This is a genomic window from Sphingomonas sp. Root710 (assembly GCF_001429065.1).
Taxonomy (GTDB): domain Bacteria; phylum Pseudomonadota; class Alphaproteobacteria; order Sphingomonadales; family Sphingomonadaceae; genus Rhizorhabdus.
In genome coordinates, this window is sequence record NZ_LMIB01000016.1 from 48,805 (window position 1) to 70,544 (window position 21,740).

The window sequence follows — 21,740 nt, forward strand, 5'->3', positions numbered from 1 at the left end:
CTATTCCGACTGATATTTTGTCAGAACTGATTCAACATCATAATCTTTCGATCTCGCCTCAATAGCATCAGGTTCACCGAGGTCAGCGGCGATGTCTATCCACCTTCTAGATTCATCTGTAATACCATGGCTTCTGGCGATCATTGCCAGATTCCAAGCGGCATCAGGACTACCAAAACTTACTGCCTTTTCGAGCCAGTATTTAGCATCATCCTCTCTTTCCTCTATATCTGACAAATAAAGGCTAAGATAGTGAATCGCATTTGGATCACCTTGTTGCGCCATATCCTCTAACATAGTGAGACCCCTGGGTTCGGAACCTGGTTCAGATATGAGATCGATAGCTAACGATATCTCCTGCGTTATTTCTGGCGTAAAATTTGTTGTCATCATTGAGCTCCTGACATGATCACCGCAGCGCCGGCGCCTAAACCGAGCGCCGCTGCGCCACAGGGCTCCGCCACGATGCAAATGGCAACTCCCCCTCCAATGACTAGCGCTCCCATCGAAAGCGGGCTGAACCTGTTGTTTGAATTGTCCCCCAATCGTGGATCAGTCGGCCAAGGCTTTGGACCGCTCAATTTACCGGTTTGAGGGTCCTTAACTTGGCCAAACCCGGGCTTCCCAGGCGCGGGCTTCATATGCTTATAAGGATCCGGTGTTCCTTGATTTGTCGCAGCTCTACCGCGCTCTCCTTTGCGACGGCTTTCGAGGACGCTACCTTGCATGAAGCCCGCCTGAGCCCCCGCGAAATGAAAGCCGGAACTCCGACCGTTAAACGCCAGAGCACCGGAGCCAAAACTAGAACGCGGTCCCAGTTCCAAACGATTTCCAACTGCCCGTCCCGAGTCGTAATTTTGCCAATCCGGATACCGGTATGGACTGTCGCCATAGGAACGCCCGTTCACGACGATGTCGCCATCTGACGAATAGCTTACCGGTGAGCAAGTGGGACTGGAATACGAACAGTTGCCACCTATCGAAAGATAAATGCCTTGCAGGCCATAGGGATCCACAAGGTTTATGGGATCACTGTAAGAGTAATTGTACAGATTCGGTCCGGTTTCGTATCCAATAGGGTCTGTCTGCATGAACCTTCCTAGCCGGGGCTCGTACATGCGGTTGCGCGCATAGTACATTCCAGCCTCTGGGAGCCAGATGAGCCCAGTATATCCAAATCGCCCGAGATTGTTCACGCCCGGGACGCCAAATTCATCATAGGTGTTGACCCGTATCGTGCCACCGCTGCTACCGCTAACCCGCACGATTGAGCCTCGTTCATCTGCGTCCATGAAACGCCGATCGGCGCCGGGGCCGGTCCCTTCGTACCATAAAACCGGTGCCGTCGCGGCAGGCTCATAGACATAACGCCGCAATAGCGTCGTCCCGTCGTAGATGCCGACGAGATTATCTCCATCCCAGTCGAAGCGCAGGCCCTTCTGGGTGAGATAGGTAATACGGTTCAAAGCGTCGTGCCAATAAGAGCTTGGCCCCCCGGTCGTAATGGTATTCTCAATACCGAAACTTAGCGCTTTGCTGCTAAATTTATCCATATTTTGTTTGGCATCGTAACCAACAGCAATGTCGGCGGTCGAAACTATCTTCGTGTACTGGTTTAGTCCGTTGATTGGGAAGCTAGGTGGCGTGTAGTCGGTCGTACCGTTCTGTGGCTTAGCCGCAGCATAGACGTTGTTAGAACTGCTCCGAAAGCCGATCTCATCAGCCGGGCTATAGCTGCCATAGGTGAGTGTTGTCCCGTTAAAACTCGTTAGATTCATCGAGAGGATCCGCGAGGCCGGATCATAGCCATATTCTATATTGTTGTTATTCAGCGTTTCCTTTTTAAGCCGTCGACCTAGGTCGTCATATGTGAAGGTGAAAAGCCCAAGTCCGGCCGAGCCTTCCTTGATTTTTTTCACCTCATTTACGTTGTCATATTCGTACGTGATATAGAGACCGTCTGGCCACGTAAATTTGGTCAGCCGTCCGCCAGCATCATACTCAAAGCTTTTGGTGATGGGGTTTATGCCGCCATAGGTCGACGTTTCGGTCTTTTTGCGACCAAGTGCGTCCCACTCGAACGTTACCCCGTTCGAATAGGATGGGCTACTTTGAATGTTATTCGCCGTTAGAAGATTGTTGACTAGGTCATAGCCGAACGCCGGCGCGGGGTTACCCGTGCCCGCAGGCATCACCTTCGAAGTAAGTCGATTAAGGGCGTCGTAGTCACTCTGTACGAGAGCGCCATTCCGCGCACGAAACTGAACGACGTTGCCGTTGGCGTCATAGGATAGCTCTTGATAGTCGGTCGTCGAGCTGCCGGGCGCGGTAATGTTGGGAAAGCGCGTCCGTGACAGCCTGTCCTGTCCGTCGTAGACGAAGGTAGTGGTATTTCCTTTGCCATCGACCAGCGTTTGGACGTTGCCATTTGGCGTGTAGGTGTAAGTGGCGGTATCGATAGGTACGCCCGAGCTATAGCCCTCCGTTACCTTCTGAACTTCGCTGGTGGCGAAATACGAGGTTTTGCTGATCCGGTCGGGACCATAGGCTCCAGCAGGCGTGATCGGCGTGCAGGCGGCGGTAAGTGTGCCAAAGGCGAGTGGGTTCATCCGTTGCGCCACGCACTCTGGCCGGCTCAGCACATCGTAACTGGTATCCATCACATGATAGGTCGTACCCAGCGCTGACTCAACTTGACGGGTAAGGCGCCCAAAATTGTCATAGGTTTGCTGGGTCGTTTGCAGCACTATCATTCCCGTCAAATCGGACAGGCTGGTGCCGTCGGCAGTGCCGACGCTCATCTGCGTCGGAAGTCCGTCCGCTCGATAGCTCGTCTTCATCGCCCGACGCTTCAGCGTCAGATAGCCAGGATCAGCGCTGATCGTACCAATCTGACGTCGGTCGGCGTCAAAGAAAGCGTAGGTCGTATTCCCGTTCGGGTCTTGAACCGAAGTTGTATTGCCGATGCTGTCGTAGCCATAGCTCGTGCTCGCCATGGAAGGCGAGGCACCCGAACCGGACACCGTACTCTGCAGCTTGAAGTTCTGACTGGCTGACCCGTAGTTAAAAGCCGTGACGTTTTCGTCCGCCGTGCCGCTACAGGACGAGACGGTTGCATCTTGCGTGCGGCATGATGAGATCCCAATCAGTTTACTAACGAGGCCTAGAAAATTATATCCATACCGCACTTGTGGCCGCCTGAGGCTTCCATTCACCACGACAGATGGCCCAGTTACATTTTCAACCTGCCCATGGATATTATAGGCGTAGTTCGTTGTATTTCCTCTGCCGTCCGTTATAGAGTCTGGCTTATTGCAGACCCGCAACTGAGGCGCGATGCATGGCCCGTAATTGTAAGTTGCTGTGGTGACTATGTCGGCAAGTGTGGAGCCCGGCTTTGCAATCTGGCGGACCTCTATAGTATTTCCCGTGTTGGTATCATACGTGTAGCGAGTAGCATTTCCTTCAGGATAGGTTACGAACGTCAAACGATCATAGCTATCATAAGTATAATAGGTAAATCGATGAGCCTCATCCTCATAGACCGTTACCGGCCCAGGTGTCTTGCTATGGCTTACCTTTTTCTGTCCACCTAGTGGATCAGTTGCCAGCGTATATCCCGCTCCACTGGAGCTGCTGTAAAAATATGTCCACGTGCCGATGCCATCATTGTATGAAATGACCCGATGTTTATTATCATAACTAACCGTGTGCGTTATACCGGACGGGTTAACTATCGCAGTGATATCGCCGTCAGAATTGAACGTATATTGCCATAAGGCGGATGAAGGATCAACAATACTTTGCGTCACATTCTTTGGTCGAAGATAGGTGTTGTTGGTGTCTGATGGATTTAGGTTGGGGGTAGCGACTGTAAGGCTTTGCGTGGCGCCGCTCCCATCCCCGGTGTTGGTTATAGTGAAAGTAATCGATGGCTGATTAAAGAGCGCGCTTGTGGTGATTTCGTATCCAGATCCGGATATCAGATGGACAAAGGAATTGTCTTTTACATTGTTGGTCGACTCGTACTTAATATTTCCCATGTCCATCGAGCTTTTAAAATTCGGCCACACGAGAGCATTGCCCCAAGCACCGTAGAAATAGCTCCTGCCCGGGGGGTAAATGCCTCCGGTTGCTATCGTATTGCCGTTGAATATGACAAATGTTCCCTGGCGAGACACATACTGGCAATTAGTGAACCAGGATCGCCCTGATATAGGAACGGAGTCATAGCATGACAATAAAGCTCCCTTATTTGGCTTTACCTGTTTGTAATCATATCGGCGACCAAGGCCACTAAGTTCAGGCGGCCCCGCCCAGTTATATTCAGCTCCCCTTTCTCCATCACCGAATTCGTCCTGGCCTTCTTCCGTAGAGATAAAAACGTGGTAATTATCTGTATTAACGGACAGCAGAGGCTGATTGGGGGACCAAGTGTTCCCGTTCCATTTTAAATAGAAGGCGGCGCTGCTCTGGCCCTGGCCCATCGACAAAACCGGCGATGTGAGATTGAGCTGCCCCGTCAAGAGGTCGACCCCGTTCCGGTCGACGCTTTGAAAGACCGGTGCCTGCAAGATGTCGGTCGTCGTCATTACTTCCTGCGCCGTCGCCGGCATCATCCACACTGCTGCGATAATCGGCGCGAGCGCCATGCGGCCAGCCCAGCCCTTCCGGGAGAGATTGTACGATGAGTGACGCATGGAATGTCCCCTGATTTCTTCGCGCCGAAAGCGCGCTGTGCTCCGCGCGACGGCACGAGCGGTCATTTGCACGTATTGGTCTGGCGCTTTGATGATGAGGTCGCGCGTGACGCGACACCGCCTCAATTCGCTCCGATCGCCGTTAGGTAGGTCATGAGTCTGCTACGGAAGTTGGCGGCCTGGATAGATGTCAGGCCACCACCCGATCCAGCTACTGCGAGGCGAGAAGAAGAGTATTGTATGGCACCCGCTTGCCCGCGCAGAAGGTTTAGATTCCCCGTCATCGTCGCAGACGACGGGCCTATCGTGTTTCCAAACTTAGCTACGCCGTCTCGGTAAAGATCTCCGGCTGCCGCACCTGTCCGCGAGAGAATTCTCATCCCAATCGGGCCAGTGCTAGTATAGCTATCCGAGTTGCCTGTGTTGATACGGGCATTCTCAGTGGAACCGCTCACCTCCGCCTGCATTCGGATGTTCGTGTTACCAATGGCTCCTATGTCATAGGGAGTACCACCTGGGCCTGCGTTGATGTACGTCAGGAGGTGTGCGCTGTTCTGCGCGTACACATTTCCGGGCGCGTTGAGCGCCTCGCCGGCATCTAGGTATGCGTTGACGCCGTTGCCCTGATAGCCCCGGTCGGTGGTGAAGGTCGGCGCGTTAATTGCAGTCGCGATCTTAGTTGGAACCCTCACATTGATCCTCGCCGCCTGCGCGTCATGCGAGGCCAACAGTAAAAGCCAGTCGATTTTTCCCCACAGGCCGTCGGCTTTGAGCCCGACGATGAGATCGTTGATCAGGATTTTGCGCGCGGTGTCCGGCTGTACCGTCATCGCCGCGAAATAGGCTAAAGCATCAGGATCATAATCGGGGCCAATCACCGAGTAGGTGAGAATTAGGACGCCTTGCGCGCCGGCACCGGACGATCCTCCTGTACTGCCGCCACCTCCGCCGCCTCCGCCGCCGCCATAAAGACCAGCCGCGCCGCCGGAGACACCGGCGCTAGTTGTCATCCCGGCAGCGCCGCCTCCACCGCCGCCAGCGCCGGCAGTGACGCTGGGATTTGTCTGGACATAGTCGCTACCCGCCGTGCCGACGCCGCCGATGCCCGTCGATGTGGCGACGCCACCCGCTCCACCAGCTCCACCGGAGCCGCCTCCTGCGCCGCCTGCGCCACCACCATTGCCACCAGGCCCTCGCAATCCAGCGGCGCCGCCACCGCCGGAGCCGGCCCCCCCCGCAATAAGACTAGGTGTGCCGCCATCACCACCGTTGAAGGTGATAGAGCCAATAGAGGCTGTGGCTTGGCCACCAACTCCTCCGCTCGTCGCAGTCGAAGGGGTACTGCCGCCGTCTGCTAGCAGACCTTCTTCGGGTCCTTCCGGTGGGACATTGGCAGTGAAGTTTACCCACGTGTCGCCACCGTCGCTACCACCCGACGAACTTCCAGCGCCCCCGCTGCCGACAGAAAAATAGATTGTTTGCCCCGGCGAGATAACGGCGTCTGATTGATTGATCTGAGCGAAAGCGCCCGCACCACCTCCACCGCCGCCACTGCTACCGCCCCCTGCGCGTCCGCTGGCTCCACCGCCGATGGCGGTAATTGACCATGGCCAACACCAGTCTGATGGCGTGATTAGGCTCGACCCCGAGGTGATGACAATCGTCTTAAGTGTCGTAGAGGAAGTTTCAGTAACCTCCGCTAACGCGGATTGCGCGCTGCTGGCCCCGGCCGAGCTTCTTAACGCGGCTGACGAGCCTCCGCAGGTCCATCCCCCGGTTACGGAAAGCGAAGTTCGGTTATCCGCTTGGTCATATGCGTACACGCTTTGCAACCCGGCGTTGACCGTGCCGCTATGAATGACCTGCGTTAGCCTACCGTGAACGTCATATTGATAGGTCACCGTTTCGGCGGCATGCGCCCCAGCGGCAATGACAATTGCCGCGATAAACGCTGCGTACCAGCGCATCCGCTATTCCCCCGATTAAATCGTGCCCGCGAGAACGGTTCACTTTCCGACAGAGCGGTTCAAGGGCAACTGCGACCAATATGGAGCAACTGGATAACTACGTAGTCGGCCAGACGCCATGCTGTACTCGCTCGGCTGGTAATCAGAACGTGCAGCTATTGATGGCGGTCAATTGATATACCTCATATCGGCGCGGTTTCAGGTCAGCAGTCTCAAAGCACGCTCGCATACGGCACCCAATGCCTGACCGAACGTTATTCTTAGCGGTGGCAGCGATTTACCGATCGCACGTTTCATCGCGTCAGAGCTTTGCGTTGGGTGCTTACGATGACCGATCTTCATCCCGGCGACCTCGTTATCGCCGTGCCGATCAGCGAATGCCAGTTGGGGCATCCTGATTGGCATACCAACTTTGCTCATCCAGAGATGGACCAGCGGACGTATCTCGTCACGTGGGTCGGCCTGTCCAACTATTGGAAACGCCCGGTCGTTGCGGTTGCAGGCAGGCAAGGACACTTTTGTGCGGGCTGCTTTGCCAAACAGAGTCCCCAAGACGGGCGAGCCATCGCAATAAGCAAGCGGGCTCTCGTCACGGCCTGAGAAGGAGCGAGCTATGTCAGATCATGATTCCGAAGCTGATTCAGCCGTGCTTGCGGCGGAAGCAGCCAAGATGACCGACGAGGAGCTTCTGGATAGCTGGGAGACTGCATCCGAGAAGGAAACGGAAAACCTCTCGCCATTCCTCCGATCGATCGTGGACGAGATGGAAAGCCGCGACATCGCCTTTCGATAGCTTCCCGTCCGCGTCAGTGCTTTGATGTAGCGGATGCGGCCGATAGCTCCTCCATCTTGGCGATGATCCTAAGCCATGTCCGACGGCCTTCCAGATCAACCTCACCCAACAAGCTGCTAGCGCGCTCCGTCGCCCGGGCAACGGCGCCACTTCCATGCTGCTGCATCTGTTGATGGGCGCATGCCCAGATCTCCCATTCGTTAATCACAAAACCCTCTTCAAATGTAGGGATTCGCGTGCAATCTAAACGGGATGCGACGCGACTCGGATCTTATCCGCGCGATCCTCTTGGCCATCGAAAAAGACGATCGCTGCGAAGTTTTACGCCTGCCCGACATTGGTGGCTACAGCGATGAAGCCGTGCATTTTCATGCGCGCCTTCTCATCGAAAAGGGCTTCCTGAAAACCTTCTTTCCGGATCGGACCGGCAAACAGCCATGGTGCTGCATCAGGCTGACCTGGGAAGGCTATGACTTTCTCGACGCCATCCGCGATCCCGTGCTGTGGAGATCGGTGAAGCGTGCAGCGGGCAAGGTGGGGAGCTGGTCGATTGAGACGCTGGCGGCCATCGCCAAAGCTATGATCCTGGCAAGGGTGGAGGCGATCGGCCTGGCCGCCTGATCGCGATCCATCCCTCATGATGGAGAGTGCAATGGCAGGTCAGCCGATCAAAGCCGCCCAATATGTCCGGATGTCCACCGACAAGCAGGTATATTCGACCGTCAACCAGATGGCGGCGATCGGCAGCTATGCTGTGGCGCATGGGTTCGATGTGGTGCGAACCTACGCCGATGAGGGACGCAGCGGGCTGAAGATCAAGGGCAGGGCCGCCCTACAAGAAATGTTGCGCGACGTGCTCTCAGGTGACCCCGGCTATCGCGCGATCCTGGTGTTCGATGTCAGCCGCTGGGGCCGGTTCCAGGACACCGACGAGGCCGCACATTATGAGTTCTTGTGTCGGAGCTCAGGCGTACAGGTGCACTACTGCGCCGAAGGTTTCGACAATGACGGGAGCCTCGCCAGCGCGATCGTCAAGAACCTCCGACGCGCCATGGCGGGCGAGTATAGCCGCGATCTGTCTGCCAAGGTTTGGGCGGCTCAATGCCGCCTGGTTTCTATGGGCTATAAGATGGGTGGCGTGGCGGGCTATGGCCTCGCTCGTATGCTCGTGGATCAGGCTGGACGGCCCAAGCAAATCCTGGCGCGTGGTGAGCACAAGAATCTCGCCAGCGACCGCGTCGTCCTCGTGCCGGGCGACGAGAACGAAATAAGCACGGTGAAGCGGATGTTTCGCTTGGCTGCGGCCGGAAGATCCAACCGTGCTATTGCCGCTACGCTCAATGCGGACGGCGTGCCGGCGCCCATGAGAGAGGCTTGGGATCAAAACACGATACGCCAGATCCTCAAAGCTGAGCGATACGTAGGCAACTGCACCTACAATAAGCGCTCGGCTAAGCTCGGAGCGGGATATATTCATAACACCGAGGGCGAATGGGTTAGGCGGACGGGAGCTTTTCCACCGATTGTGTCCATTGCGCTCTTCTCTAAGGTGCAACGGATGAAGCGATCACGGGCTACGCGGTATTCGAAGGAAGCGTTGCTCGACCATTTGAAAGCGCTGCTGGCCCACCATGGTCATCTTGGCAAGGAATTGATCGAGAGTGCCGACGGGCCAGCGGCCAAAACCTACGCCAACCACTTCGGCGGCCTTGAGCAGGCTTTCGCCCTGATCGGCTACACACCGATTAGAAGGCGCCCAACGGAGAGGAAAAGCTATCCGGTTAAGACCCGTGACGCGAAATATGCCGTGGAGGCTGCCGAGCTGCTGAGGAATCTTGGACATCGCGTCGAGCCTGGGCGGGCCGCTGATCTATTATACGTGGATAATTGCTACACGGTGGCGGCCCGCCTCTGCCCTTTGGGCCAGCAAAAGGAGCGGCGATGCTGGCGTATAGCATACCCGTCCTCCGCGGGTGCGGACCTGGTGCTTGCGGCACTAATGGAGGGGGATGTTCAGGAATATCTCTACATCATTCCCGTGTCCCGTTTCGGCAAAGGGGGGCGGATGCAGATAGAAGGCGGCTCTGAACGAACAGCCAATTATGAGGTTTGGAACCTCGATCTGTTGCCCGAGATGATCCGCTGGCATGCTGGCCAGACGGCCAACGCCCCCTAGCGACCGCGAGCCTGTAAGTCGTCGATCTTCGCCCTCAGGGCTTCAACCTCGTCCCGCGCAGCGGCCGCCATTGCTTTCACTGCCTCGAACTCCTCGCGGCTGACCAGGTCGAGGCCACCGATCCAGTCCTTGACCCGCTCCTTGAACGCGTCCTCAGCCTCTCGGCCCATGCCGGCCAGCGTGCCCGCCGCGCCGTTCATCATCTTCACGAAGTCGTCGAACACGCGGTTATCGGACTGCATGGCGTGTTTCCTTTGATTATTGAATGACGATCGTCGTTCCGCCGGCCGCCTCGATCACTGCCGCGCCGCGCGGATTGAGTTCATGGATTTGCCAGTTGAGGACCGACGCAAAGATGAGCCACGCCAGATAGGGCAGCATGAGGATCCCCGCGATCGGTCGGATGCGCCAGAACGCAGCTGTCGCGACCGATGCCCAGAGCAGGATCGCGAGAATAAGGCCGAAGGCCAGCATGATCCGGTGCATCGCGAAGAACACTGGCGACCAAGCGAGGTTTAGGGCGAGTTGAATGAGGAACAGTGCGATAGCGACGCTGCGGCCCTTGGCGCCGCGCGCATTAAGGATCACTGCGAGCGCGAACCCCATCAGTATATAGAGGATCGACCAAGCGGTCCCGAATGCCCAGCCTGGGGGCATGATCGCCGGCTTCTGGAGCGCATCGAACCACGGGTTACCATAGCCGGAATTGGCCAAGCGGCCGGACAGCAGACCGAGCAGGAGGATGCCCGGCACCGTGATGAGGGCCCAACGAAGATAGCTCGTGCGCAGCTGGCGGGGAGATGCGATCTCAGCCATTCTGTTCGTTCTCCATTACCGATGAGGCCAGAGTAGCACCGATCAGGAACTCTATGTTTCCTTCGGGACCCGTGATCGGGCTCGCCGTGATGCCTGCAACGCTCCAGCCTTTATCGGATATCCAAGCGGCTACGTCATTGCAGACGCGCTCATGCACCGCCGGGTCGCGGACGACGCCACCTTTCCCAACTTCGCCGCGGCCAGCTTCAAATTGCGGCTTGATCAGCGCGATCAGATGAGCGCCCGGCTTGGCGAATCCGATGGGTGCCGAAAGAACCTTGGTGAGCGAGATGAAGCTAGCATCACACACGATCATGTCGACTTGCTCGGGAATTTCGGCGGTGGTCAGGTTCCGGGCGTTGGTCTGCTCATGGACGACCACGCGGGGGTCCTGCCGCAGTTTCCAGGCGAGTTGGTTCGTGCCAGAATCGACTGAGTAGACCCGGACAGCGCCGTTCGCGAGCAACACGTCGGTAAACCCACCGGTAGACGAGCCGATGTCGATCGCGACCGCACGATCGACCGACCAGCCAAAATGTTCAAGGCCATGCGCCAGCTTGATCCCGCCGCGCGACACCCACGGGTGGTCCTTGCCCTTAACCTCGAGCGGAGCGTCGGGCTTGAGGGCTTGGCCGGCCTTGTCGACCTTCCTATCGCCCGAATAAACAAGACCAGCGAGAATGAGGGCTTGGCCCTTCGCACGGCTCTCGACTAGGCCGCGTTCGACAAGCAGCTGATCGGCACGGATACCCGCTGCCATTACGGCTCCGTATCCAAATGGTGGGCAGTGAGGGGATCGAACCCCCGACCCTCTCGGTGTAAACGAGACGCTCTACCGCTGAGCTAACTGCCCGGAGAAGTGGTCCTTACAACGTAAGCGCGGAGTTTCAAGCGACGATAAGCGGGCACTTCCAGTCCGCCGCCAAATTTCGGGTCGACACCATTCTGAGAGCACCGAAGTGTCGGTTGCGAGTCTGACACCCCAGTACACCGCCGGTGACGGATACACCTAAGCGCCCCCAGACCAAAAGCATAGGCGCAGAATCGGGCGCTTAGCTGCGAATTCGTTTCGTAAGCTACAACTTCTCGGGATGGCCAAGTTTGACCTCTGGCGGGCGGTTTCGTTTCGGCAACTGTTGGCAGGCACGCCACCCCCATTGCAGCCCTGGCCGAGATTGTGTCCAGTGTCGGGATGGACGCCATCATCAATTCGATCAGTGGCCGCGAGATTGCGTCGGCAATCTGGCTGGCCGTCTTTGTAATCTCTGTGCTGATCAGCTCATCCACACGCAACAGCGCGGGCGCTGTGCTCAAAGCGCTTTCTCAGCCCGTGCTTATGATACCGCTCGCGATTGCCGCGCTTTACGCCACCGCTGAAATTTTCCTGCTTAACTATATTGGCTGGTGGTCGGTAGCGAACCTGAAAACCACAATCCTTTGGCTCGTAACTTTCGCCTTCGTCACCATGTTCGAGGTGGCGACGGCCAAGAACCGCAAGGCGGGGTTGGGCAAGATCACGGCAGAAATCCTGAGCGTGGCGGTGTTCGTCACCTTTATCGCGGAACTTTACAGTTTCCCGCTGATCGTCGAGCTGATCGCTTTGCCGTTCGTCACCATCGTCTTCGTGATGGCGGAGATGGCCAAGTATAAACCGGAGCACGCGCGCGTCGCCAAGCTCATGGGTTGCCTCTCGAGTCTGATCGGGTTTTCCTATGTCGGGTTCAGCGTCGGGAAGTCGGTCGAACTGTGGCGCGACACGATCACGTGGGCGAACTGGCTTGAATTGGCGATCCCGATCATTCTGTCGATCGCCTTCCTGCCGTTCCTGTATGCATGGCGAACCTATGTCGCCTACAATGAGATGTTCACGACCATCTCCATCTTCGGGATCGACAAGGCGCTGGTACTATATGCGCGCTGGCTGGCGATCACCCGCATTCGAACCGATCTCGATCTGCTGGAACGCTGGCGAAAGTCGATTCAGGCGGCGCGGCCGGCGAACAAGGCTGAGCTGAAGCACACTCTGACGGCGCTGTTGGCGTTGAAGGAACGGGAAGCTGACCCTCCCACCGTACCACCGCAAGACGGATGGTCGCCCTATCTGGCCATGCAGTTCCTCGCGGACATCGGCGTGGAGACGGGTCATTATAATCACCGATACGAGAATGAATGGGGCGCTTCGAGCCCGATGCGCGAATTTGGGAAGGGCGACGGCATCTGGCGCAACAACCTCGCCTATTACATCGACGGTATGGAACGCGCGGCAACGGTCCTGAAGATCAAGCTTAACGTCAACGTGACTGCCGACCGCGCTGAGGCCGAGGACATGTTCATCCTCCACGCAATGCACCTGCTGGAGCAGGCGGGGAGCTTGGACGCCGTTGAACAGCTCAAGATGCAGATCGCAGCGCTGAAGGATTTTCAGGCTGACATTGCGTTTGGATCGGTCACGCTAGAGCGTGAGAATTTCGTCGGCGGCGCCGTCGAGGATGGGTATTCGCGGACGTTTACAGTGAGGCGGGGCTTAAACGATCAGATCGCATAGGATTTTCGTCAGAGGTTCCTCGTTACCGTAGAAGCTTGCAATCATTGCCTCGAGCATCGCAGCGGGATCCATCTGCGCCAAATCTAGAAGATGGCCCGCATTCTCGCTGAGGAGCAGTAAGAAGCTGAGCTGGGCGCGGCCGTTGCCCTCCCGAAAAGTGTGGATGACGTTCAGTGTGGCAAGAAATGCCGCCACTTTTGTCGCGAATTCGCCACAAGATAAGCCCCTAAGATGGTTGTCCGAGTTAAGGCCGCGAAAGAGCGTGGCGAGTTGATTATCAATATGCTCAGGGTAGCAAAAATGGCTTGTCCCTTTCGAAAGGCGCACTGTCCGCGTTTCACCCGCCCATTCATAGAGATCCTGGAACAGATGAAAATGAATGGCCCGAAAATGCGTCTCATCGAGAACTCCCTCAGGCAATGGTTCGTCGGCGCGCGCAGTCGTTAGCTCGGACTCGAGATCCTCCAGAACCTGCTCGTCGCGAATATCGAAGCGGTTTCGGAGAACCGTCGTCCCGGGATAACAATAGGGATCGTCTTCGACCGCGTACACGTCGCTAGGCTATTTCTTGAGATATTTCGCGATGATGCGCTTGCGACGCTGCGCATGCGTGAGACCGCGCTTCTCGTCGCTGTCGAACTCTGCCCTGGCAGTGAACGACAGCTGAAGGCCCTCGACCTGGCTGATCTTACCAAAACGATCGCGGCCGATCATCGTCCGCCTGGTGCGGTCCTCCGGATCTTCACTCATCGGTCGCTCCTTCCTTCACACGCGAAAATGCTGGCGAAACGCGCTGAGCGCATCTTGCGAAAATTGATTGCAGACAACTCCGTCCGATCGCATCGCCTCGCGTGCGGCACGCAGATGGGGATGCCGCTCAATCAGTTCGTTGAGCACTGCGTCGACGGGGTTCTGATCGGGTGCGGACCTTTGTGTTTTCGTTGCTGGACGTTTCTCCTTGGTCATGTCGCGCTCCATGGTTCTCCGGGCTGAAATTGTAGTTGTCGAAAAAGTGCTGGTTGAGTTCGGGACGGAAATAATGTTTTCGGTCGATCCAAATGAAGCCATCTCCCTTCGAAATTACGGCTACATCAACTGGCCCGCCGACCGTTTCGGTCGTCAGGGACATACGCTTTTGGAACCAGTTCAGGCTCACAAGCCTAGCGGCTGCGTGGCCGATCTCGTCCTTTGGCATATTGGCAATCGCCTGGTGGATCGGACCGAGATGCTTCTCTTGACGTTGCTGGTCGAGCTTTTCGATCAGACTTTTAATCGCCTTCTTGCTCTCCGGCTGGAATTGCTTCTTCCACTTTTTCCTCTGGGCATCGGTTAGGTCGGTAACCGCGTCCACGATCGCATCGGGAAGATTGATAACCAGATCAGCTATCTCCTTGGTCATCCGCAGCTCGAAACCGGGGTTCATTCCGTGGAGAAACGTGTTGACCATGTCAGCATCGGCAAACGGCACCACGACGGATGGATTGTCGCAGTCTACCTTACGCACCTGTCCGAAACGGCATTTGAGCCGATCCTCAAATACCTCACCGATCTCGATCGGCTGCATGACCGGAAAATGCTCGTCCTGCCCGAATCCTGCCACAACAATTCCGCTCAGCGCGAAAGTCGGGATGCGCTCCTTAGAGACGATCAGCCTTGCAAGATCGTAGAGCGCCTGCATGGTGTCCGACTCGATCCGAAACGGCCCAAAGGCGTCCGCGATCCGGGTACTGATCTCGCCTGAGAAGCGACCAGTCAGCCTCGCGCCTACGCCGACCTTGAGGCAGCTCGCCTCGGGCTCGCTTGCCCAGCGATCCCGCTCCTTGGTTACGAGTTCGCGCGCGATATCGCTTGGTGTCTGGCTGCCGTCGCTCCCCTCGACGATTCGCTCATAGATGGCATCCTCGACGCGGCCGGCGAGCGACGCGTAAAGCGTCTCCAGTGAGCGCAGATAAAAGCGATCCTGTAGAGCGGGCGGAAACAGTTGCTCGTTGTTATTGAGATACGCGACCAGCGCGCGGCCGTAATCTTCCAAATTCGCGAACGGCTTGGAGTCGAGTTGCCGGCGGAACATCTTGATGATGGTCTCCCACGGAACGCCGAGGATAGCGGCATTCTCGTAGACCATCACCCCGACGGGATGGCGCTTCGAAAGCATGAACAGTTTGTCGGCAGTATTGAAAACCTTGCCGCCTTCACCATTGTTGACGGTCGCCGCGCTGTCGCTGGCGAGGGCCACCCCAAGGCTATTCATGACAACGACCTCGGAAGTCATCGTTCATCTCGGCGACTGTTGCGCAACGCCGTGTTGCGCGCGCGTGCGTCGGCGAGCCGTGCGGCTGCTGACCGTAACGAAGGCGCGCGCCCGTGCAAGAAATTCACTCCGCCACCGGGCCGTCCTCGCTGCGCAGCAGCTCCTCGAGCATTTCGGCGATTTCCTCGTCCTGCGGCTCACGGCTCTTGAAAGCCATGCTGATTCGCGTGGGCAATTCGGGCCGAGACGCGATCAGCCGCCCAAGCAGGCGGCGGCGCCCAGCCGCGTCCCGCGGGATCGCCCGACGCGCCGCCGTTCCGCGTGGTGTCCGGCGCTCGACCCCAACGGGCAGCGCGGCGAGACGTCGCTGCGCCAGCCGCAGGGCGATGAACGAAGCGGTGGCATCGACCTCCGCTCCCTTCCTGCCTGGCACATCGCGATCCGCGGCGCTAAGGATCATATCTTCGCAGCCAAGCAGCAACGCGTCGAGTTGGTCCACAGCTTTGATTTTGCTCATAACGGACTACCTTCCGGAAAAGCGTGAACAAGTCCACGCCGAATGCGTTTTTGGGCCGATGCATATTGCGTCGCGGTGATGCCAGCGTTTTTCTGGATCTCGGCGGGATCGAGGCCCTTCGCCAACCCGTCCAGCACGGCCAAGACCGCAGTGTCGCCCGCGAACAAGGACAGAACTTGATCTAGCATTTGGCGGGCGAACACATCTCGCTCCTGGCTCGGCGCCCGGCTGGGTGCCTGGCCGATTACCGACTCGCCGTCCGCTCGCGCGGGCAGGTCGGCTTCGGTCGTCACCAATCCGAACGTCGCCTTGCGTCGATGCTCGCTCGCCTGGCTGCGCATCGTTTCGCGCATGAAAACCAGAAAAGGGAGGTGGCGCGGCCATTTCCGGGCACCCGACAATGCCTTGTCGATGGCCTCATGCAAGAGTTCGCGCCACTCCAGGCCCGGGGCGTACCGCACCCTGATCCTGGCGATCATGTTCAATCGGGCGATCTCGACCGGGCTGAGCGCTCCAAGCGCGTCCGCCACCTCGTCGGGAGTGGCGACATCAAGGTCCCCGATTGTTCTCATCACCTGTGCGCGCATACCTTTCCATGCTGACCTCGCGGCCCCTTGCGGACAGCTTCACGAAAAAAATTTTGAGGCGGCCCATCTGTCCGCGCCCGCCGCGTCCGGCAGCATCATTGAGTGTCGGCATCAACAAGGCAAGGACCGGACCAATGAGTGAACATGAAGACGAGGTCCACAAGGACAAGAAGGTCTACAAGATCCAGATCGACAAGGATCATTTCGAGGTGAAGAAGGCGGAGCCGACGGCGCGTGAACTGCTCACGATCGCCGGCAAGGTGCCACCGGAGCATTTCGCGCTCTATCTCAAGCCGCCGCGGGGTGCGCCCGAACGGATCGACCTCGACAAGAAGGTCGATTTGCGCGAGCCGGGTATTGAGCGGTTCGTCACGCTGCCCCTCGATCAGACCGAGGGCCTCGGAACCGACCGCCGGGAGTTCGACCTCCCGGCGGAGGATCGCGAGTGGCTTGACGAGATCGGACTTCGTTACGAATTGGTCCGCGAGGGCGGGACGCTGCGGGTCGTGATCTACGACTTCCCGGTGCCGTGCGGCTACAATGTCGATGCCGTGACCGTGAACGTCCGCATCGAGTCCGGTTACCCCGAGGCGCAGATCGACATGGCCTATTTCCACCCGGCGCTTGCCCGCCTGGACGGCCGTGGCATCGGTGCGATCTGCGCGGACGCCTTCGATGGCAGGGAATGGCAGCGCTGGAGCCGCCATCGGACGCCGGCCAACCCGTGGCGGCCCGGGATCGACAATCTTGCCACCCATTTCGCGCTCGTCGAGAGCTGGCTCACCCGCGAATTCACCAAGGCCTGATCCGATGGACACGTCGCTGACGCTGACGGCGCGACAGGCGGATACGCTCGCACGCCACCTTTTTCCCGAAGATGGCTGCGAGGCCGTCGCCATCCTTCTGTGCGGACGGCGATCCGGCGCCATGCGCCATCGCCTCGTCGTGCAGCGGGTGGTGACCATACCCTATGAAGATTGCAGCGTCCGGCTTCCGGACCGCGTCACCTGGTCGACCAAGCGCCTGGAGCCCTTGCTGAGCGAGGCGGCCCGGCTCGACCTGGCGATTGTGAAGATCCACGGCCATGTCGCCTTCGACCAGTTCTCGGAGGTCGACGATGCGTCCGATCGCGCGCTGTTTTCCAGCGTCTACAGCTGGACCGACGGTGGTCCGCACGGCAGCGCGATCATGATGGACGATGGCCGCATGTTCGGCCGTGTCGTCGATGAGGCGGGCGGCTTCGAACCGTTCGCACATGTGAATGTCGTCGGCGACGATCTGCCTTTCTGGTACGCCGGTCAGCCGATCGAGATCGAAGGTTTTGGCCAGCGCATCGCGCAGGCGTTCGGGGCGGGGACCTACGCGCGGTTGCGCCGGCTGCGCATCGCCGTCGTCGGCTGTTCGGGCACGGGCAGTCCCGTGATCGAGCAGCTCGCCCGGAACTGCGTGGGCACGCTGGTGCTCGTCGATCCCGACCATATCGAAGACAAGAACCTCAATCGGATCCTGAACAGCACGCGCGCCGATGCCGCCGCGGCGCGGCCGAAGGTGGACGTGCAGGCCGCCGCAATCCGGGCGATGGGCCTCGGCACCGTGGTCGAGACCTATCATGCCGACCTGTTCGATGCCGACGTTGTTCGCGCCATCGCCGAGTGCGACGTCGTCTTCGGATGCATGGACAGTGTCGATGGGCGTCACCTGCTCAACAAGCTCGCCACCTTCTACGCGCTTCCCTATTTCGACCTCGGTGTGAAGCTCGAAGCCGATGGCCGCGGCGGCGTCGATCAGGTTTGCGGGACGGTCCACTATCTGCAGCCCGGCGGCTCGAGCCTGCTGAGCCGCAAGGTCTATACGATGGAACAGGTGCGGGCGGCAGGCCTCTATCGAACAGACCGCGCCGCGTACAAGGCACAGCTCGCCCAGGGCTATCTGCGCGGGGTAGTCGAAGACCGCCCGGCGGTGATCCAGCTCAACATGTTCATCGCGAGCCTCGCGGTGAACGAGCTGCTCGCGCGTCTCCATCCCTACAGGATCGATCCCAATGGCGAGTACGCCATCCACCGGGTGTCGTTGAGCCACGGCATCTACGAGCATTTGGAAGATGGCGATCCCTGCCTGGCGCTCACCAAGCATGTCGGCCGCGGCGACGTCACGCCACTCCTCGACTGGGCGGAGCTCAGCGAGCGGAAGGCTGCCGCATGAAGTGGTTCGCAAATCTCGCACGATGGTTCGGAGACCGCCTCCTTCCACGACACCGAGCACGATTTGTCGAGGATCTCCCGGATCGCCTTGGCAAGCGTCGCGTGTATCTCGTTGGAGAGGAGGGGGCCGCATGGCAGGCAGCCCTGCTATGTCCATGCGGATGTGCGGCGCATATCCAGCTTAGCCTTGTCGAGAGAGACGATCCGAGTTGGCGAGCAACCGTGCATGAGAGCGGACTCGTCACGCTCCACCCGTCCATCTGGCGAATTAAAGGCTGCCGGGCACATTTTTTTGTTCGTCAGGGCCGTATCATTTGGGCACGAGACAGTGGCATCACGCTGCCAGCCGGTCACCACTAACTAATGGCCGGTTTCCAGTCTCTCGCGCTTCGAAACCTACTTCCGGGCTGTCCCGATCCCACCGCTGCTGACGTCCCGATCGATGGTGGCTTGAACGACCCGAACGTGACTATTGGATGGTCGGGATTGGGCAAAGCTGTCGCGTTAATGATCGGAAGATACCTTTTTGATCAGGTGCATCTTTCGCCTACTAGTGTGATGTCGCCCGTCAGATATGACCATGAACAGTCATCTGATGAAACGCGTCGAGCAGCCAACTGCGGATATGTTCGACCTTGAGCACCTCGATGCTCATATCGCCAGTGCACCATCGACAAACAATTCCCGTTACGCGTGCCTCCTCCGGCGTCCAGGCCGTCCCCTGTTCGAGACACGCGAAGTAGCGGGTGTCCCAAACCGTCGAGCCGCTAAAACCCGGTGGCAGTGGCAGATGGCCCGGCCCGTCGATCATTTCGGCTTTCTCGGGTGAATGATGCAGCGGGAAAAAGAATCGCCGATCAGGACCAGCCGGTGGTTCTTCGATGACCTGCGTCCCGTATGACGTCGCTCCACTGATTAGATTTTCGAAATGGAAGCTGCTTGCTTCTTCAGCATAGCCACGAAAGAACATGATTTCGCGCGCGACAGGTACATGCGCCACATTCGATGCTTCGAGCGGTATGGTTCGAGCTTGATGCGATCGTAGCCAGATGTTGTCCGGCACGGGAACGATCGCGCAGTCTATCGGGTACGGTACTGACACCCGTTCGTATAACATCCGAAAAACATCGTCCGTCCCATGCGCTCCGAACGCCGGGTTGGAGCGCGGCTGGCCGGTTAGCGGATCGTAGAACACGTGTTCGTTGGTCAGCAGAAAACGTCGGCCGAACAACTCGACGAACGAACCTGTTCCCGCTAGCCGGGGCACGTCGTTCGTATTCTCGTATGAAATCGCCGAGACGAATGGCGCAGTGAAGGCCTGCATTGCGGAAACAGCTTTGTGGGCGTGGCGCTTCCATTCATCATCTGTCATTTCGAAGCGGTTCCTACTGTTTGACGAGTTGGTTGCGCATAATGGCAGATATGCTTCAACTCGCCTTCCGGTCAGTTAGCGATACCGACCAGTTTCTCGTGCTTGATGCTTCTTGACGGATAAGTCGCCGGGATTCACAAGGAACCCCGGCGACCCCAGCGCTTTTTAAGAATGGATCAGTTCGTAGGCCGACCGTTCTTATCAAGCTTCACAGTCTCCACGATCGCCGTTGCCGGGCGACGTACAGCTACTGCGACTGGAATGATGCGACCTGTGATCGCATCACGTCCACGCTTGGTAGTTGCCATTTCCATCACCTCCTTCCGTGGCAAGCTGCCGGCGTACCAGCAAGCCCGTAAGGCGGAACGGATTAGCAACGATATGATTCCAAGGCCGGACGGAAGAGTCGAGTCCCATTCGGTGGATTAGGGGATAACTTTGCCACAGCCTGCGATAGGCACGGTTTCAGCTATGGACTACGCATGGTGAAGTCATCCTGATCCTCCGGGTATTTCGTGCCGTTCAGATGTGGCCGCGCTAATCGCTTCGGTGACCTGCCTAGCCGGCTTTATGGCTAGGTTTATGACTTTAAACTGAAATTCGGATTTTCTTGTTTAAAATCAAGGAAATTTGGCGGCCTCCCGCTCCGCCACGGACTACCACGGAGAGGTCGGCACGGACTAAGGGCCTCGTTTTTTCTGGTTGTACTTGCGCTTAGCGAGACGGTTCCGCCTCGCCATTTTTACCCGACCATGCCCGTCCAAACGAATCGGAGAAACGAAAGCGGGGCCTTTTCGTAGACCGAACCATGTCTAGGCCGCGTCAGCTGGGCAGGGCTGACAACAACTCCGCGGCGGCGGCCTCGGCGCGGTCGTGCCGCTCGGCGCGCGACGCACCTTCCAATCCGAGCAACGTGCGCAAGGCCATCGAACGGGGCAACGCATTGCGTCTGATGCCCCGGCTCCGTCGCATCGGTTGAGCAAAAGCTCTTCACCAGTCCCCGAAGTTCGCCGGCCTGGCCTGGTCTTTCGTCACAGATGGATCATCAGCCGCGGATGGCGACCTGTTCCAGGTAGCACCCCTCGGGCGGCCCGGCCAATAGCGCCATGACGGGCGCAAATGCTTGCTTGCCGAGCGCCGCCCCGGCGGCCTTGTGATGATCGATCGATGCCCAATGCTCGACGAACATGCAGAGGTGCGGATCCTGGACATCAATCATCAGCTCGACCCCTTCGCAGCCGTCGAGCGGTGCCACTTGACCAGCGAGCGTCAGCAGCGCGGCCTTCAGCTCGGCGTCGCGCCCCTCGGCGGCCTGCATGCGATAATGGCGAAGCACGGGCATCCTTCTCTCCAATCGAATATCATCCGGTCCAATAATGGCGGACCAGACCGATACGCAATTTTTAAGCTAATGCGAGGCCTATGGTCATAAGCTTTTTCCCGGTAATCCGCCGCTGCGCGAGCCACCAGCGATGAAGCCGATCAGAGTTTGCCGGTGAGCTCTAGCACGACCTTGAAGAGGTCGCCGACGAGGCCGAGGTCTGCGACCTGGAAGATGGGTTCTTCCTCGTCCTTGTTGATCGCGATGATCGTCTTGGAGTCCTTCATGCCGGCGAGGTGCTGGATCGCGCCCGAGATGCCGACCGCGATATAGACTTCGGGGGCGACGATCTTGCCGGTCTGGCCGACCTGATAGTCGTTCGGCACATAGCCCGCGTCGACCGCGGCCCGGCTCGCGCCGACCGCCGCGCCGAGCTTGTCGGCGAGCGGCTCGATGATCTCGTGGAAGTTCTCGCCATTCTGCAGCGCGCGTCC

The 21,740-nt window shown here is 58.3% G+C and carries 22 protein-coding genes and 1 tRNA gene; 8 read left to right on the forward strand and 15 right to left on the reverse strand.

Annotated elements, in window-relative coordinates; all coding sequences use genetic code 11:
* From ASE00_RS23605 to ASE00_RS17580, 3 genes are all read right to left on the reverse strand, one after another.
* The gene (locus ASE00_RS23605) at window positions 1–390 is read right to left on the reverse strand and encodes a sel1 repeat family protein (protein WP_156405498.1); all 390 of its coding nucleotides are present in this window, start codon (window positions 388–390) and stop codon (window positions 1–3) included.
* Window positions 390–4,652: an RHS repeat domain-containing protein gene (locus ASE00_RS23100; protein WP_162256491.1), complete on the reverse strand. Its 4,263-nt coding sequence runs from the start codon at window positions 4,650–4,652 to the stop codon at window positions 390–392. Before ASE00_RS23100 ends, ASE00_RS23605 begins: the two co-directional genes overlap by 1 nt.
* Before the next feature lie 170 nt (window positions 4,653–4,822).
* Window positions 4,823–5,710 carry a hypothetical protein gene (locus ASE00_RS17580; RefSeq protein ID WP_156405500.1) on the reverse strand — a complete coding sequence of 296 codons (888 nt, stop codon included), beginning with the start codon at window positions 5,708–5,710 and terminating at the stop codon, window positions 4,823–4,825.
* 1,284 nt (window positions 5,711–6,994) lie between these two features.
* Here ASE00_RS17580 and ASE00_RS17590 point away from each other — a divergent pair.
* From ASE00_RS17590 to ASE00_RS17605, 4 genes are all read left to right on the forward strand, one after another.
* The gene (locus ASE00_RS17590; protein ID WP_056382760.1) at window positions 6,995–7,267 is read left to right on the forward strand and encodes a hypothetical protein; all 273 of its coding nucleotides are present in this window, start codon (window positions 6,995–6,997) and stop codon (window positions 7,265–7,267) included.
* Between the two features lie 13 nt (window positions 7,268–7,280).
* Window positions 7,281–7,460: a hypothetical protein gene (locus ASE00_RS17595; RefSeq protein ID WP_056382762.1), complete on the forward strand. Its 180-nt coding sequence runs from the start codon at window positions 7,281–7,283 to the stop codon at window positions 7,458–7,460.
* Between the two features lie 252 nt (window positions 7,461–7,712).
* Complete coding sequence (locus ASE00_RS17600) at window positions 7,713–8,081, forward strand: DUF2513 domain-containing protein (protein ID WP_056382764.1); 369 nt, start codon at window positions 7,713–7,715, stop codon at window positions 8,079–8,081.
* Between the two features lie 16 nt (window positions 8,082–8,097).
* Window positions 8,098–9,636, forward strand: coding sequence for a recombinase family protein (locus tag ASE00_RS17605; protein ID WP_056382766.1), 1,539 nt, complete (start codon window positions 8,098–8,100; stop codon window positions 9,634–9,636).
* Here the strand turns inward: ASE00_RS17605 and ASE00_RS17610 are convergent.
* The 4 genes from ASE00_RS17610 to ASE00_RS17625 all read right to left on the reverse strand — a co-directional run bounded on the left by ASE00_RS17610 (window position 9,633) and on the right by ASE00_RS17625 (window position 11,305).
* The gene (locus ASE00_RS17610; protein ID WP_056382768.1) at window positions 9,633–9,878 is read right to left on the reverse strand and encodes an accessory factor UbiK family protein; all 246 of its coding nucleotides are present in this window, start codon (window positions 9,876–9,878) and stop codon (window positions 9,633–9,635) included. The genes ASE00_RS17605 and ASE00_RS17610 overlap by 4 nt on opposite strands.
* Window positions 9,879–9,894: 16 nt before the next feature.
* Window positions 9,895–10,452: a TspO/MBR family protein gene (locus ASE00_RS17615; RefSeq protein ID WP_056382770.1), complete on the reverse strand. Its 558-nt coding sequence runs from the start codon at window positions 10,450–10,452 to the stop codon at window positions 9,895–9,897.
* The gene (locus ASE00_RS17620) at window positions 10,445–11,212 is read right to left on the reverse strand and encodes a TlyA family RNA methyltransferase (RefSeq protein WP_056382772.1); all 768 of its coding nucleotides are present in this window, start codon (window positions 11,210–11,212) and stop codon (window positions 10,445–10,447) included. The genes ASE00_RS17615 and ASE00_RS17620 overlap by 8 nt, the downstream gene beginning before the upstream one ends.
* 18 nt (window positions 11,213–11,230) lie before the next feature.
* Window positions 11,231–11,305: transfer RNA gene (locus ASE00_RS17625), tRNA-Val, on the reverse strand.
* A gap of 339 nt (window positions 11,306–11,644) precedes the next feature.
* Between ASE00_RS17625 and ASE00_RS17630 the strand changes: the two genes are divergently transcribed.
* Entirely contained in the window at window positions 11,645–12,997 is a 1,353-nt protein-coding gene (locus tag ASE00_RS17630; protein ID WP_056382774.1) for a hypothetical protein, read from the forward strand.
* On the opposite strand, the gene ASE00_RS17635 is transcribed toward ASE00_RS17630, so the two are convergent.
* From ASE00_RS17635 to ASE00_RS17655, 5 genes are all read right to left on the reverse strand, one after another.
* The gene (locus tag ASE00_RS17635; protein WP_056382777.1) at window positions 12,977–13,549 is read right to left on the reverse strand and encodes a Fic/DOC family protein; all 573 of its coding nucleotides are present in this window, start codon (window positions 13,547–13,549) and stop codon (window positions 12,977–12,979) included. The genes ASE00_RS17630 and ASE00_RS17635 overlap by 21 nt on opposite strands.
* A 9-nt stretch (window positions 13,550–13,558) precedes the next feature.
* Entirely contained in the window at window positions 13,559–13,747 is a 189-nt protein-coding gene (locus tag ASE00_RS17640; RefSeq protein WP_056382779.1) for a hypothetical protein, read from the reverse strand.
* Between the two features lie 127 nt (window positions 13,748–13,874).
* Window positions 13,875–15,269: a hypothetical protein gene (locus ASE00_RS17645; protein ID WP_056382781.1), complete on the reverse strand. Its 1,395-nt coding sequence runs from the start codon at window positions 15,267–15,269 to the stop codon at window positions 13,875–13,877.
* Between the two features lie 103 nt (window positions 15,270–15,372).
* Window positions 15,373–15,765: a hypothetical protein gene (locus tag ASE00_RS17650; protein WP_056382783.1), complete on the reverse strand. Its 393-nt coding sequence runs from the start codon at window positions 15,763–15,765 to the stop codon at window positions 15,373–15,375.
* Window positions 15,762–16,352, reverse strand: a complete 591-nt coding sequence (locus tag ASE00_RS17655; RefSeq protein ID WP_056382785.1) for a hypothetical protein — start codon at window positions 16,350–16,352, stop codon at window positions 15,762–15,764. Before ASE00_RS17655 ends, ASE00_RS17650 begins: the two co-directional genes overlap by 4 nt.
* 134 nt (window positions 16,353–16,486) lie before the next feature.
* Between ASE00_RS17655 and ASE00_RS23105 the strand changes: the two genes are divergently transcribed.
* From ASE00_RS23105 to ASE00_RS24505, 3 genes are read left to right on the forward strand one after another with little or no spacing between them, the layout of a single operon-like run.
* Window positions 16,487–17,158 carry a multiubiquitin domain-containing protein gene (locus ASE00_RS23105; RefSeq protein ID WP_162256492.1) on the forward strand — a complete coding sequence of 224 codons (672 nt, stop codon included), beginning with the start codon at window positions 16,487–16,489 and terminating at the stop codon, window positions 17,156–17,158.
* Between the two features lie 4 nt (window positions 17,159–17,162).
* On the forward strand, window positions 17,163–18,554 hold the full coding sequence (locus tag ASE00_RS17665) for a HesA/MoeB/ThiF family protein (protein WP_056382787.1): 1,392 nt from the start codon (window positions 17,163–17,165) through the stop codon (window positions 18,552–18,554).
* On the forward strand, window positions 18,551–18,913 hold the full coding sequence (locus ASE00_RS24505; RefSeq protein ID WP_082594820.1) for a DUF6527 family protein: 363 nt from the start codon (window positions 18,551–18,553) through the stop codon (window positions 18,911–18,913). The genes ASE00_RS17665 and ASE00_RS24505 overlap by 4 nt, the downstream gene beginning before the upstream one ends.
* Window positions 18,914–19,121: 208 nt before the next feature.
* Here ASE00_RS24505 and ASE00_RS17670 read toward each other — a convergent pair whose 3' ends face one another.
* From ASE00_RS17670 to ASE00_RS24105, 3 genes are all read right to left on the reverse strand, one after another.
* Window positions 19,122–19,925, reverse strand: coding sequence for a hypothetical protein (locus ASE00_RS17670; RefSeq protein ID WP_156405501.1), 804 nt, complete (start codon window positions 19,923–19,925; stop codon window positions 19,122–19,124).
* A 1,045-nt stretch (window positions 19,926–20,970) separates the two neighbouring features.
* Window positions 20,971–21,267, reverse strand: a complete 297-nt coding sequence (locus tag ASE00_RS17675; protein ID WP_056382791.1) for a putative quinol monooxygenase — start codon at window positions 21,265–21,267, stop codon at window positions 20,971–20,973.
* Window positions 21,268–21,407: 140 nt separating this feature from the next.
* Window positions 21,408–21,740 (reverse strand): FAD-binding protein (locus ASE00_RS24105; protein ID WP_235538726.1); only part of this gene is annotated, 333 nt, incomplete at its 5' end.